At 40.9% G+C, this 13534-nt stretch carries 13 protein-coding genes; 6 read left to right on the top strand and 7 right to left on the bottom strand.

Features of this window, described 5'->3' with window-relative positions; all coding sequences use genetic code 11:
- Positions 1 to 162: 162 nt before the first annotated feature.
- Positions 163 to 714, bottom strand: coding sequence for a DinB family protein (locus tag KZA12_RS08625; RefSeq protein ID WP_218690019.1), 552 nt, complete (start codon positions 712 to 714; stop codon positions 163 to 165).
- 41 nt (positions 715 to 755) lie between these two features.
- Entirely contained in the window at positions 756 to 1010 is a 255-nt protein-coding gene (locus tag KZA12_RS08620; protein ID WP_201623412.1) for a DUF2798 domain-containing protein, read from the bottom strand.
- Positions 1011 to 1195: 185 nt separating this feature from the next.
- Between KZA12_RS08620 and KZA12_RS08615 the strand changes: the two genes are divergently transcribed.
- Positions 1196 to 1378, top strand: coding sequence for a hypothetical protein (locus tag KZA12_RS08615; RefSeq protein ID WP_256932899.1), 183 nt, complete (start codon positions 1196 to 1198; stop codon positions 1376 to 1378).
- Here the strand turns inward: KZA12_RS08615 and KZA12_RS08610 are convergent.
- Positions 1368 to 2930, bottom strand: a complete 1563-nt coding sequence (locus tag KZA12_RS08610) for an MATE family efflux transporter (RefSeq protein WP_256932898.1) — start codon at positions 2928 to 2930, stop codon at positions 1368 to 1370. The two genes, KZA12_RS08615 and KZA12_RS08610, sit on opposite strands and share 11 nt — an antisense overlap.
- Before the next feature lie 239 nt (positions 2931 to 3169).
- Here KZA12_RS08610 and KZA12_RS08600 point away from each other — a divergent pair, with 239 nt between their 5' ends.
- The 3 genes from KZA12_RS08600 to KZA12_RS08590 all read left to right on the top strand — a co-directional run bounded on the left by KZA12_RS08600 (position 3170) and on the right by KZA12_RS08590 (position 7654).
- Positions 3170 to 4117, top strand: coding sequence for an alpha/beta hydrolase (locus tag KZA12_RS08600; RefSeq protein ID WP_218689952.1), 948 nt, complete (start codon positions 3170 to 3172; stop codon positions 4115 to 4117).
- Positions 4118 to 4389: 272 nt separating this feature from the next.
- A complete protein-coding gene (locus KZA12_RS08595; protein WP_218689951.1) occupies positions 4390 to 5580 on the top strand; it encodes a hypothetical protein in 1191 nt (396 codons plus the stop codon).
- Positions 5570 to 7654 carry a helix-turn-helix domain-containing protein gene (locus KZA12_RS08590; RefSeq protein ID WP_218689950.1) on the top strand — a complete coding sequence of 695 codons (2085 nt, stop codon included), beginning with the start codon at positions 5570 to 5572 and terminating at the stop codon, positions 7652 to 7654. The genes KZA12_RS08595 and KZA12_RS08590 overlap by 11 nt, the downstream gene beginning before the upstream one ends.
- A gap of 50 nt (positions 7655 to 7704) precedes the next feature.
- On the opposite strand, the gene KZA12_RS08585 is transcribed toward KZA12_RS08590, so the two are convergent.
- The 3 genes from KZA12_RS08585 to KZA12_RS08575 form a co-directional block, all read right to left on the bottom strand.
- Positions 7705 to 8247 (bottom strand): acyl-CoA thioesterase, encoded by a 543-nt coding sequence (locus tag KZA12_RS08585; RefSeq protein ID WP_218689949.1) that lies wholly within the window; start codon positions 8245 to 8247, stop codon positions 7705 to 7707.
- An 80-nt stretch (positions 8248 to 8327) separates the two neighbouring features.
- A complete protein-coding gene (locus tag KZA12_RS08580) occupies positions 8328 to 9356 on the bottom strand; it encodes a YheT family hydrolase (RefSeq protein ID WP_218689948.1) in 1029 nt (342 codons plus the stop codon).
- Between the two features lie 210 nt (positions 9357 to 9566).
- On the bottom strand, positions 9567 to 10166 hold the full coding sequence (locus KZA12_RS08575; protein WP_218689947.1) for a YigZ family protein: 600 nt from the start codon (positions 10164 to 10166) through the stop codon (positions 9567 to 9569).
- 167 nt (positions 10167 to 10333) lie between these two features.
- On the opposite strand from KZA12_RS08575, the gene KZA12_RS08570 reads away from it, so the two are divergent.
- Both KZA12_RS08570 and KZA12_RS08565 read left to right on the top strand, forming a co-directional pair.
- Positions 10334 to 11038, top strand: coding sequence for a pseudouridine synthase (locus KZA12_RS08570; protein WP_201623419.1), 705 nt, complete (start codon positions 10334 to 10336; stop codon positions 11036 to 11038).
- A 401-nt stretch (positions 11039 to 11439) separates the two neighbouring features.
- Positions 11440 to 12495 (top strand): disulfide isomerase DsbC N-terminal domain-containing protein, encoded by a 1056-nt coding sequence (locus tag KZA12_RS08565; RefSeq protein WP_218689946.1) that lies wholly within the window; start codon positions 11440 to 11442, stop codon positions 12493 to 12495.
- Between the two features lie 140 nt (positions 12496 to 12635).
- Here KZA12_RS08565 and KZA12_RS08560 read toward each other — a convergent pair whose 3' ends face one another.
- Positions 12636 to 13295 carry a DUF2939 domain-containing protein gene (locus tag KZA12_RS08560; protein WP_201623421.1) on the bottom strand — a complete coding sequence of 220 codons (660 nt, stop codon included), beginning with the start codon at positions 13293 to 13295 and terminating at the stop codon, positions 12636 to 12638.
- Between the last annotated feature and the right edge of the window lie 239 nt (positions 13296 to 13534).

Raw genomic sequence — 13534 nt, 5'->3', positions numbered from 1 at the left:
AGCTTAGTCATATGAGACCGTTGAGTGCTTTGCAGCAGCGAGAGTATGGCGGGTAGATTAATAGGTTAGTGGTTTTGTTTTAATCATATAGGGTGTATCGACTGCAGCCTATATGATTATTCACTCATAACAATAATTAAAAACAATAGTCAAAAATAACAATCAAACATCAGCAATCAACATCAATAAATCTGTCTCACCAATATCAATACCAGCTTGATTTAGTAGCGTCGTTACTTGCCCACGATGATGAGTTTGGTGGTTAAAAAAGTGCTGAAGGAGCATCGAAAAGGGTTTGTTATACACTAAGTTTTTAGTATTAATATAAGTTAATACTTTTGCATAATCTCTTTCTAGGGTTTGTTCAATGAACTCAATGATGAGCTTATCTAGCGCTTGTCTGTTATTAATAAACTCTGATTTACTAAGATATAAGGTTTGGGTAAGTGTGGTTATGGAAGGGAAGTCTGCTAAAGATTGCGAGGTTTGAGCGGAGTCACTGACATCGATATCTACAAGGTTAGCATCGGCAGTAAAACGTCTTAACCACAGTAAGTCGCCAGCCATTAGATGGTTTAGCGTCCCTAATATGGAGCGAAAAAATGCCTGGTTATCCTTCCATAGAGCATCCTCGGAAAGGCCAGCAAGAATATCATTGATCTTTTGATTCATAACGGCATTGTAATTTGCCAGTAGTGAAAAGTGTAATTTCATCACCGTTGCTTCCTAAAGTTTCTGCTTAGTATGGAACCCATTCAATAAAACTCAATCCGACTCAGGACGTGCTCCTGCACAAAGTAGGCGCAGACATAAGCGCTTGGCCAAGCAAAGACAAAGGCCAATCCCCACGACTGCAATAAGATCATAAAAAACCCATCATGAATGCCCGTTTTTACGGTAATAAGGGCCGCTGAGATAATCAGTGACATCATCATTGCCATCAGGCCAGTGAAGATTAGTCGATAATACTTACGGCGGGTACGTATTCTAAAGGTAGGGGATGCGGACATAATTGCACTCAATTTGATATTTTGATAGTTAGTTATCATGGTTTTAATCTACTAAAGATTAAGATTATAGTGCTATTGGATACTTAGTTCACTATGACTGAGATGCATCGTATTATCTATGCAAAACTATGCCAACAGCAAATATTAGCTAACTCACATGACTGTTATATTGTCGCTACATTGCAGTGCTTAAGCAGCGGGCTACGCAAGTTGCTGAGGGCATAATATTAGGCTGTACTGAGATTGGACTGCTAATCAAACCAGCAGACCGCCCAATCCCCATATTTGATACTACTGCTATCCATGCGCCAGCAGCAGTAGAATTTTTATTGCAGACTACTAATATGGACTACGCTACTAGCGTTTAGATTTATTGAGTTGATGGATTCTATGAATTCTATGAATTCTGCGATGCAAGTTCACCACACGACGTAGAGGGGAGCGCTTCCATGAAGTGGTCGGTAAAATATCGCGACATGACGCGCTAGTGCCGGTATTAGCACGAAACGCTTCAGACCTTTGCGCCGCTTCTTCTGCAGATAGATTTTTGCCTTGGCGCCAGCCACCGTGCATATATAGTCCTAACCCCATTAGGGCAGTGGCTACCATGCCTGCTGGAAACGACCACCAAAGCGCATCCGTTCCCAGTAGGGGAGAAAGCCCGAAAGCGAATCCAAGACGCACGGGGTACATTGAAATGACCATAACGATCAGCGGCCAAATCACGTAGCCGTTCGCCCGCATGGTACCGAACAGCACCTGTGCTACGCCAAAGAACAGATAGCCCCATGTCGCCACTATTTGGATATGGCGCCCGATCGGTATGGCTTTACTGTCACTGCCAAGAAAAAACCCAAGAAGGTTTTCATCAAAAATAGTCAGCAGCACAATAATAAAACCTGTCAGTACTAAGTTAAAAATAAGCCCCCAGCGGGTGATGCCCGAAATCCTATTCCATTGATTAGCACCGATGTTCTGGGCAGCCATGGCACTAGCCGCGGCACTTAACGCCATAGCGGGCATCTGCACGTAGGTCCAAAGCTGTTGGGTGGCGCTATAAGCGGCTGTCGTCTGTACACCTTCACGGTTTATCAACGACAGCATAGTCAACGCCGCTGAAGAGATGACGATCATCTGCAGGCCCATTGGCAAGCCTTTTGACACCATTGATTTCATGATGTTTCGGTTAGCGCGCAAAAAGCGAAGCTCCGGCATCTTAAGTGCCAGTATAGAGCCACGAAAGTACATGGTGATGACCATGCCAATAAGCGCTAGGGTGTTTGCGACAGCGGTGGCAAAGGCTGCGCCAAATATGCCCCATTCGGGAAAGGGGCCTAATCCCAAAATGAGCGTTGGGGTCAAAATCAGGTCAATAATGACCGATATAATGATAAACCAAAGCGGCGTCGTGGAATCGCCAGTACCACGCAATGCCATCATTATTAACGTAAACGTTAAAGTAGTAGGCATCGCAATAAAGATCATCCGCATATAAGTCAGAGCAAGATCTACAGCACTAGGAGGCGTACCCAGCAGATCAAGTAGCACCGGCGCAAATATCCAGCCGCCAGCCGCCACTATTATACTTATTGGAATAATACTACCTAGCGCTGTCCCCATGGTTCTCTTGACCATAGTATCGTCGCGGCTGCCCATTGCTTGACCAATCAAGATAGTGGATGCCATACCGAAACCAAAAACGAAGGAGATCAGTATAAACATCAATATATTGCCATTCGCCGTGGCCGCCAACGCTTCTTCACCTAAAAATCGACCTACCCAAATGGCATTGATCGATCCGTTTAACGACTGTAGGGCCGACGATCCCAGTGTTGGCAGTGCGAACAACAGCATGGTTTTAGGGATTGATCCTTTGGTAAGGTCACGCCGTTTGTCAGTGGGAGTACTAGGGTTACTCAAGGTGCATCCTTTTATGCCATTCCAGTTGTTTTCGGTTGGCTTTTCAATTTACGATAAAAACGCTTATTATAAATGACATCATTCATTCTATCTTGATTAAAAAGGTAATCAGTTCAGCGGTAGTGTTGTTTATTAATACAGAGGAATAATGTTTTGACTACGAAGTTATAAATTAAAAAGTCTAAGCAGGAGTTTACCTTTAAGATTGTCATTAAAATTCATTTGTAGGAAGATTTTTAATGCTATTAACACGTTTAGCTCTCGCCACTATCTTTAGTGTGTCAGTCGTAGGTTGTACGACTGCTCCTAATACCCTCGCTGTTTCTACCACTCAAAAGCTCGTGCAGTACGAACGTAATAAATCAGATCTTGATATAAAGACCTTTACTTTAGCCTCAGGTGATAAATTAACTTACGCTGAGAATGTCAATGTGACTGGCGAGCCTTTACTACTGATTCATGGCTTTGGCGGTAATAAAGACAACTTTACGCGCATAGCGAATCAATTAGACAGCTATCACCTTATTATTCCTGATTTACTCGGTTTTGGTAATTCTAGTAAGCCAATGGCGGCCGATTATCGCGCTGATGCTCAAGCTGAGCGTTTGCATGAGCTGTTGCAAGCCAAAGGTGTGGCTTCTAACATTCACGTCGCTGGTAACTCGATGGGCGGCGCGATCAGTGTGGCTTATGCTGCCAAGTATCCGCAAGATGTCAAGAGTCTATGGCTGATAGACAGCGCAGGGTTTTGGTCAGCAGGATTGCCAAAATCGCTTGAGGGCGCGACGCTTGAGAATAATCCGCTACTGATCACTAAGACAGAAGATATTTATGGCTTATATAATTTTGTTATGTATAAGCCGCCCTATATACCAAAGTCGGTAAAAGCGGTGTTTGCACAAGAGAGAATCGCTAATAAAGAGCTAGATGCCAAAATCCTTGAGCAAATCGTCATGGATAATGTAGAGGAACGCGCCAAAGTCATCGCTCAGTATGATATTCCAACGTTGGTGGTTTGGGGAGATAAGGATCGGGTTATCAAGCCTGAGACGACTGAGCTCATTAAAGATATCATCCCGCAAGCAGAGGTTATCATGATGCCAAATATTGGTCATGTGCCGATGATTGAGGCGGTAAAACAGACAGCTAGTGATTATAAGAAGTTTCGGACGGGGTTAAATGAGTAGCTATTCCCGCTTTACGCTACTATCTTAGCTGCCACTGTGGCGGTGACTAATAGGCAGTCGTGCTCCTGTTGTCTCGATATCTCGCCTGCCTAAGTCCCCGCAACACAGTGTCGAGCTAAGTATATCCGCTACAATCAGGGCTAAACCGCATCCCAAGTCACCCTTTGCTGTTTTCAACAGAGTTAACTACAGATTTGTAGTTAAAAGTTTTGACTATGGATTTGTAGTTAAGTATTATGACTATAACTTTGTAGTCAAATAGGAATTTAGATATGAGTACAGGAAATATAGTAACAGGTGACGATTATTTTCCAAGACCTGCTGATGAAAAAAAGCTATGGAGACATTTGTCAGACGGTGCTCATATATTGTTGCTTGCGCCTAGACGAGTAGGCAAATCATCTATGATTACTCATATCAAGAATAATCCCAACTCAGGTTATGCTGTCATATATGTTTTTGTGCAAGCTTGTGATAGTGAGCAAAGCTTTTATCAAAAAATGCTACGCGAAATATACCGCTCCGAACACATTAAAAAATCTGAAAAAATAAAGAATAAGCTTTCAGAATGGGCGAGGAGTATTAACTTTAGCTTATCAGTTAGTCCAACCAATCTCGAAGTTGAATTAGGTGAAGATAAAGGTGTACCTAAGCTAATTACTTATGAAATGATTCGAGATGTATTATATGAGAGTCTAAAATTAAGTGAAGATACTATCATTATTGCGATTGACGAATTTCCTGATGTGCTTGAAAGAATATCTGAAGAACAGGGTAAAAAAGGGGTAGAACAGTTCTTGTCAGGCATCCGTGCATTATGTCAGGATCCAGAGTTCAATGAAAAAGTTCAGTTCATATTAACAGGCTCGATAGGACTAGATACATTAGCTGAGAAGCTTGCCGTTACTGATTTGATTAATATGTTGGTCAATATGAGTGTCCGACCTTTCAAAGATGCTCAAGCTATGGAGTTCATAAATTTTTATCTCAAAAAACATTGCCCCAATATTATTTTAAATATAGAGGCTCAACAAGCTATTATTGATGGCGTAGGTTGGAACATGCCTTATTACTTAGGGCTAGTATGCAGTCAGCTTATTGATATTTTTGATGAGGAAGAACGCCAGATAGAGTATAGCGATATAAAGGTAGCTATAGACAACCTATTCAGCCCAGATATGAAAACAGTTTTTTCTCATTGGCGTGATAGATTAAATCGTTTAGAAAGCAGTGAGCGTAGTTACGCCAAACAAGTCTTAGACTTAGTTAGCAGAGATAATACTGATGTGACGTATGGAGAGATATTTAATTTATCACAGCATAGTGATTTTAAAGACACTATAAACAGTAGATACGTTATTAACTGTCTCTTACATGACGGTTATCTCTATCAACCAGATGACGATATTTACCAATTCACTTCTCCTCTATTAAAACGCTGGTGGGGTCGCTATGGAAGCTAATACTATCATGCCTGTGAGTAATTCAGTATTGCTATACAACACGCAGAATGTTGATAGTGAAGTGTTAAAAGCTGGATTTAGCATACGTAAAAAAGAGTATCAGCGTATTTGGAAAGATATTCAGACAGGCTCTATGCAATATCCTGAGATACACTATCTTATTCAAGGTGTGCGTGGGGCTGGCAAGACTACGTTGCTATCACTTCTAGCGCACGAAGTTGCTGAAGATGAAAAGTTAAATAAATGGCTGATTCCTATTCTACTTAATGAAGAAGAATATGGCATATTATCGCTATTTACTTTTTGGTTACGTATTGCTGAAAAGCTTGCGGAGCAGAATTCTGATTTATACGCAGAGCTATTTGAGCAAATCTCTAACTTAGACGATAGTGCTGAGGTAGCATGGGATTTGATACAAAATAGTTTAGACGAGAACAAGCAGAAAATTATTGTCTTCGTTGATAATTTAGGCGAGTTATTCAAAGACTTTGATGAAATTGAACATGCCCAGCTTCGTGAAGTTCTAAGTTTACATCCACAGATCCGTCTTATTGGTGGCTCTAGCCAATTGCTTGAAGCTCATTTCGATGGTGCAGCACCTTTCTACCAATTCTTTAAACTGGTTAATTTAAAGCCAATTAATGAAATAGAAATGCATGAGCTATTACGCTCTTTGGCAAAGCAAACTAGTGAAGACGCCGTAAATACTATAGAAGAGATTATTACTAAGCATCCTGAACGTATTGAAGCGGTCAGACGTCTTACTGATGGCGTACCTCGTACTATAGTATTACTGTTCCAGATTATTATGGAAGGTGCAAAAGAAAATAGTTACGCTTATTTAGAAGAAACGATTGATAAAACTACGCCTTTGTATAAACATCGAATGGATGATTTATCACGCCAACAAAAAGCTATCGTACATGTGATAGCGATGAACTGGGATGCGATGAGTACTAAAGAAATCGCGGAACAAACTCGCTTGCCAAGTAAGACGGTATCAGCGCAGTTGGTAAAGCTACAACAGCAATGGATAGTGGATAAAATAGAAACCAATACCAAAAATCATCTGTATATTGTCAAAGAAAGGTTTTTTAATATTTGGTATCTCATGCGCTATGGTAATCAAAAGGATAAGCGTCGTGTTTTGTGGCTCACAAGGTTTTTAGAGAGTTGGTATGATAGAAATGAGCTAAATATTAAGTTGGCTGAAATAGCTATGCCTTATATAGACTTAGATGGTGCTGACGGTTTTAAATTACAAAGAACTAAGGAAGTATACATAAATGCTTTGCTAGCTAGTGAGTATATAGACAAAACTTTAAAAGCTGGCGTAAATATTTTCTTAGACCCATACTATAGCAATTTAATTAAATCTGAAGAATGGGACGTTTATAAGAGCAATCTAGAAAGCTTCTTCTCCAATGTAGAACTTAAAAAATATGAGGATGCAAAAAATAATATTGAAGAAATATTAAAATTAGATATTGGTTCTGCTCAAAAATTAATAGTATCAGACATTGTCTATGAGTTTTTTAGTAAAGATATAGAGTTAAAAGATAAAGTAATTTCTAATATTCTTCAAGAATCAGCAAAATCTTCCATGAGTCGTTTAATGCTATTGGTAAACATAGTCGACACAGATTATACGAGTGCAAAAAATATTGGTAGAATAATAGTTAATGAAACAAATTCAGAAGCAAAGTTCGATAGTGCTATATTTATGGTTTTCCAAGCACATATACAGTTATGGTTTGATGAGTTCGAGAATTTTAAAAACAGTATAGAAATATTGAAAAATAAAGAGTTTAAGTTTGAAGAAAGTTCAATGTCATTTGATTTATTTGAAAAATTGCTAATACTTTTGCTACAGAAAGGTCAATTAGAGATGATTTATGAGTTAATTAATAGTTTCGTACATCTAAAAGAACAATTTAAACCCATTTATTACGCTACAGTCTTCTTGTTAAAAGACGAACGTCATCAGGAGTATTTACGTATGGGTTCAGAGTTAAAGGGCACGGTAGATGAGATATTACAAAAAGTTGAAGAGTATCGATTTAAGTATGCTTAGATAATGTGTAGAGCCATAATTTAGAATAACTAAATTATGGCTCTAATCTCTCAACCCATAGGCGGCCAACGATGAGTCTTATCACCATCTATCCAATCTTGTACCCACGGCTCAGGTTGTTTATCCCAATCTGATCTACCTAAAGCTGCCAGCACACGCTCAGTGGCAATTACCTTACCGCCTTCTGTAACACCCGTTCGTAATAGCGCCGATGAGCAAGGTTTGCCCTTGACCCACATAGACTGCTCTACATAGATCCAACGCGCATCGAAGCCAACGATTTTGGTCTTCATAGTTACCTTTTGAAAGGCACGGATGCGCTTACGATATTGGATAGTACTGCCAGCCACTACTAAACCCCAACGCTGCTTGAGCAGCTGCTTACCAAGTCCAGTACGTACCGCAAAGTCAGTACGACCCATGTCATAAAGGGTCAACACTCGGCCGTTATTCATCTCTAAAAAATTATCGATATCGGTCAAACGACAGCGTAGAGTAATCTCGCTAACGTCATCGAAGCTTAAGGTATTGCCCTTCTTGACTTGTACTATAGCGTTGATGATAGTGGAGGTATAACGAATAAAAGGATACATAACAGATCTCAACAAACATAAAGGTATTAGATTTTTGGGAGTAGAGCGGTAGCAAGTAGGCGTCTATTGCCTATTAGTTGCTACTTAATAGAGGCCACGCCAATATAATTAAAATAAGCACTAACGGTTTCGGGTACCCAATTGATATCGAATCTTGATTTTTTATAGAGGTGAGGGGACTTGTCTTTATCAGAGCGATAACGCAAATAACCGATATGACCACCGTGCGCAGTTTCGATAATAGTGACGCTGTCAGAGACATCATTTGCGGTAGCGGTAAAGCCAATAAAGGGATCGTCTTTGGCGCTGATAAGCAGTAAGGGACGAGTCACATTCCGCAAGTGAGGCAGGGCAGAGGATGAGTAATAATAGTCATTATTAGAGCGATAGCCATGCCTAGGGGCGGTGAAGATATCGTCAAAGTCACTAATGCGATTGACGGCCTTTATAGAAGCTATCTCCTCTGCGCTAATTTCATTTGCTAGTGCTTTTTTGATAATAGGATTGAGCAGATAAGGCGTATAAATGCGGTGACTCAAGAAGCTATGCATAGTGATAGCCGCTGATGACATATCTACTGGAGCGGAGATTACTGCTGCACCTAAACACAAAGCCTTATCGCCATACTCTCCCATATATTTAGCCAGCGCATTACCGCCTAGCGAGACGCCAACGGCATAGATGTTGCTATAATTTTGAGCTAAGGTCTGTAAGGTGTGATGCACTTCGGCAGTATCACCAGCATTATAAAATACTCGACCGCTGGCAGGAATACCACCACAGCTACGAAAGTGGGCGACTACGAAGTGCCAGCCTTGGGCATGCATCTGATGAGCCAATGCGCGCGCATAATGGCTGTCGCTACTACCTTCCATACCGTGGAACAATACGATCAGAGGCGTCTGCTCAAGTATTTCACTAGTGCTGCTAGCTACTGGATGAGCATCATAAAAATCATAAGCGATATCGCTCTCAGCCAGCGAGTCTTTTTTGACAATACGTCTGTAGGTCGGCGTTTTTGGCGCAAAAAACTTAGGCAAAATGCTTTGTAGATGTGGATTAGTTAGCCAAAACGGGGGCTTGAATTCATTGTAGATAAAGTTATTCATAGAAGGGCATCGAAAATGGTGGAGTGAAATAAGAGGGAGCGAGCTGATTACTATATGAATTTATTCAAATGGATTTATATATAAGGTTTCACGTGAAACAATAATAGCGAATCAATTAAATTTTAAAATAAACATCAAGGTGCTAGCGCTTTTGTTACTCACTATCATACTAATCTATGAGCAAGGTTCCAATATTTTTTGGTGAACGCCCTACTCAGCACTTGTTAAAACCTGCCCATCCATAGCAAGGCGTTGTTTAAGGGCTTCAATATCAGCCTCAGCGATGGTTACTGATAACCGTACCTCTTTACTATAATCCACCGAGTCGATAGTGCCGTTTAAGCTCTCAACTATATAACGACATTGGCCTTCAGTAGCGAACTGCGCTAGGATTTGTAGTTGCGTCATAGGCACATAGGGACAGAGTTGCATAGCATCGACTGCCGCTTGTGCAGAGCCAGCATAGGCCCGTGTCAGTCCGCCTGCGCCTAACTTGATACCACCGAAATAGCGCACCACAATGACAATAATATTACCAATAGACTTATGCTGTAGAACATTGAGTATCGGTCGGCCAGCAGTACCACTCGGTTCGCCATCATCATCGAAGCCAGCACTAGTAGTATTATCAGGATCACCAATAATATAAGCCCAGCAGTGATGACGCGCATCAGCATATTGCTCACGCATCTGTTCCACGTGAAACATAGCTTGCTCACGTGAAGTCACTGGATAAGCATAAGTGATGAATTCAGATTTTTTGATTTCAAGGCGGGCAGTAACCGCGCTTTGTAAGGTTTGATAACTCATAGTTCAATAACTTAGTGTTTTATAACTAGTAATCTTTTAGGTGATATACCTAGGTTTAGGTTGAATATGCTAAACTTGTTTTATTATCGCTGTTGCCAATATTCGGTACAGGATCAATTTATTCTCCACTATAACAAAACATTATGATATCCAAGGTAGCAAATAGCATGCGTTTAGATAAATTTATTAGTAAAGCCACTGAGCTGTCACGCAAAGAATCAAAAAGAATCTTGCACGCCGGCGAAGTCACTGTCAATGACCAAGTCATCAAAGATGTCGGCTTGCATGTCGATATCGTCAATGACGAAATCATGTGGGCCAATGAGCCACTATCAGTAGCTACTGGCAATCGCTACATTCTATTGCATAAGCCTGAAGGCTTTGAATGTACCCTAAAAGTGAAAGATCATCCTATCGTGACTGAGTTGATTGCAGTGCCAGAAAGCGGCAGCTTGCGCATGGCCGGTCGTCTAGATGTGGATACTACTGGGGCGTTGCTAATTAGTGATGATGGTAAATGGTTACACCGTGTCACTAGTCCAAAACGTGAACATGCCAAGGTCTATGAGCTTACGTTAGCCGATGCTATGGACAGTGAAGCGCAAGCGAATGCAGTAGCTGAGGTTGCCGAAGGTATCTTACTAGAGGGTGATCATGAAGAGACTAAGCCAGCAGTACTTGAATTCATCGATGAGACTCATGCCCGTCTGACGTTAGAGCAAGGTAAGTATCATCAAGTCAAACGCATGATGGGCTACTTTGGCAACAGAGTAGTGGCGCTACATCGCTCTAGTGTCGGTCATATCACTTTAGACGGTCTAGAAAAAGGCGATAGTCGCTTTTTGACAGCAGAAGAAGTCGCTAAATTTTAATAAGTTTTACTAGATTTCTCTAAAACTAACGGCAGCCGTTCTCTAATGATGTGAACGAGCTGCCGTTATTGTTTGTCAGTCACTATTAGCTAGGAACTATCAGCTAGGAACGATTAGCCAAAGATTATTAAACATAAACTACTATTAGTTGTACATCATCAGCCGTTAGTTATCCTAAATTCTTAGCATCTGTTACTTGTCTCTTAAGCTCAAGTAGCATATTTGCAAACTAAGCCATCTATCCTAGGCTCAGCCCTTATAAAAATAAACTACTGTGCTACAGTCTTATCATCTATTTATTCTACTTTTTTATATACTATTTATAGCTGTTAATAGTTGACGCTTATCTCAATGCTGATTAAAAAAGTTGTTATTTATTAAAATTTGATAGGACCTTTTCTGTGAAACTACCTGCATTCAAATCCCTCGCCATTGTTAGCGCTATACTATTATCAACTAGTGCTTGCGCTCAACCCACACCGACTAACAGCAGTAGCCAAAACTTGCAAACTGCGTCTAAGGTAATTACTAGTGTGAGCAGTACTGTTGATGCGCATTTGCGTAAAGTACTGACTGAAGTCGGTATCAAAACCCAGATTGTGGCTATCACTCCCTCAAAGTTACCGAATATGTATCAAATTGATTTAGTAGGGCAGCCCCCACTGCACCTTACTGCTGATGGCAAATACGTGATCCAAGGCGAGCTACAAAAAAATCCTAGCAAGCGTCTGGTTAATACTATCCCTGTGCGTAGCAATAGTACCCAAACAGGTAAGCCTATTAGCGCTGCTACTAAAAATTCTATGCTGGCTAATATGAGTGCGCTGAAGAATATGAGTGCCAAGACGCCATTCTTCTACACCGCAGTACCTGGTGTGATTTGGGGTGCAACGCTAGAGGGTGTGCCGTTTTTAATATCGGATGATGGACAATATGTGACTGATGGTGAGATATCGGTGATAGATAAAGGTCAGTTCACTGGCTTAGATGATAATTTTGAAAAGTTAAAAAACCAGTCGGTGTTTAGCAGCTTAGATCAAGCGCAACTGATTACTTATCCAGCTACTAGCGCTGAAAAAGCCGTAATCTACGTAGCCACTGATGTCAATTGTCCGTACTGCCGTTTGCTCCACAAGCAGATGCAGAGTCTCAATAAAAAAGGGGTGACGGTAAAAACTATTGGCTATCCTATCTATGAGCAGTCGCCTAACCAAATGCGTGGAATTTGGTGTCAGGCAGATGATAGCAGTCGCCGCCTTGCCTTAGATAAAGCTATGTTAACCGGAAAAATGACCCCAGCACCAGCCAGCTGTAGTACTGATTATGTCAGCCCTAATCGTGAAAAAGCTGCTGGCTTAGCTGTGATCGCCACCCCAGCTATCTATCGTGATGATGGGGTATTATTCCAAGCTAGCTTTGAGAGTCCGGAGTTCTTAGAATTCTTGGGTGTAGACTAATCAGCTGATCTTCTAGCTACCTCAATAAGCGACAGCGCCGCATAAACCTTTATTTATGCGGCGCTGTTTTTATAGTGTTGCTAATACCAATGAATAGCTGTTAACCAGCATTAATCAACTAATAGGTTTTTACCAGCAATTTACGGCAACACTACATTAACGATTTTCCAATTAATAAAGCCTTCACGTTGCATCTCAATGGTCAGTGGATAACCCTTGACTTGACCACTAATAGTAAAACAATTGATACCACAATAGCTTAAGCTTGGCTTATTACTATCTTCGCCTTGCGCCACTTGTTGCTCAAGCTCGTCCGCTTGCTTTTCCATGATCTGCTGCATTTGATTCTTCACTACAGCATCAACATCACCACGTTGGATAATCAAATCACGAATTAGGTTCTTTAGATCAACCTGATTACTAGCAATGGCCCAAGCAGCGGCAAGCTCCTTAGTAGCAGTATTGGCTTGGCCCTGAGTATTAATAAGTTTTTCTATATTTTCTGCGTTGATAGCCCCGTCTACTGCTTGAGTAATAAAGGTATTACCAGCTTGAGTAAGAGGCTCGCCACCCAGCTCTGCAACTAGCGGATAATAAGTCATAGTATTAGCAAACTTGCTAGTCAACTGCGTTTGCATACTAGGGCGCAGTTGCTCATAATCAATCGCCGCAGCGATAGTGGCACCGTCTTTAGCATCGTAAGCTTTTTTTAATTGATAAGCGCTATAGTAAGGTGATCCCGCATATACAGCTACAACGATGACTATCAGTAACATAATCAATGCAATCAGCTTTTTCATAAATAGTGCTCTCTTATACAGGTGTCTATAGTTTTTTGTGCAGCAATAGGGCGATAAATATTAGCACGACTAGAGGTGTTACAGCTACGAATAGCTGAGGTGAGCTGGCAATTATAAAGATGTCTGTCATGTTAATTATCACGATGTCTGTCATGTCAACTATCACGATGCCCATCATGTTGACTGTCAGGAACTATTGTTTTTTAAGTTTGATACAGTTAAGCCTAAATAAAAACAGT

The sequence above is a fragment of the Psychrobacter sp. BF1 genome (assembly GCF_019279065.1).
GTDB classification, from domain to species: domain Bacteria; phylum Pseudomonadota; class Gammaproteobacteria; order Pseudomonadales; family Moraxellaceae; genus Psychrobacter; species Psychrobacter urativorans.
The sequence above is the reverse complement of the archived record's forward strand: the minus strand, read 5'-3'. Positions and strand labels throughout refer to the sequence as shown.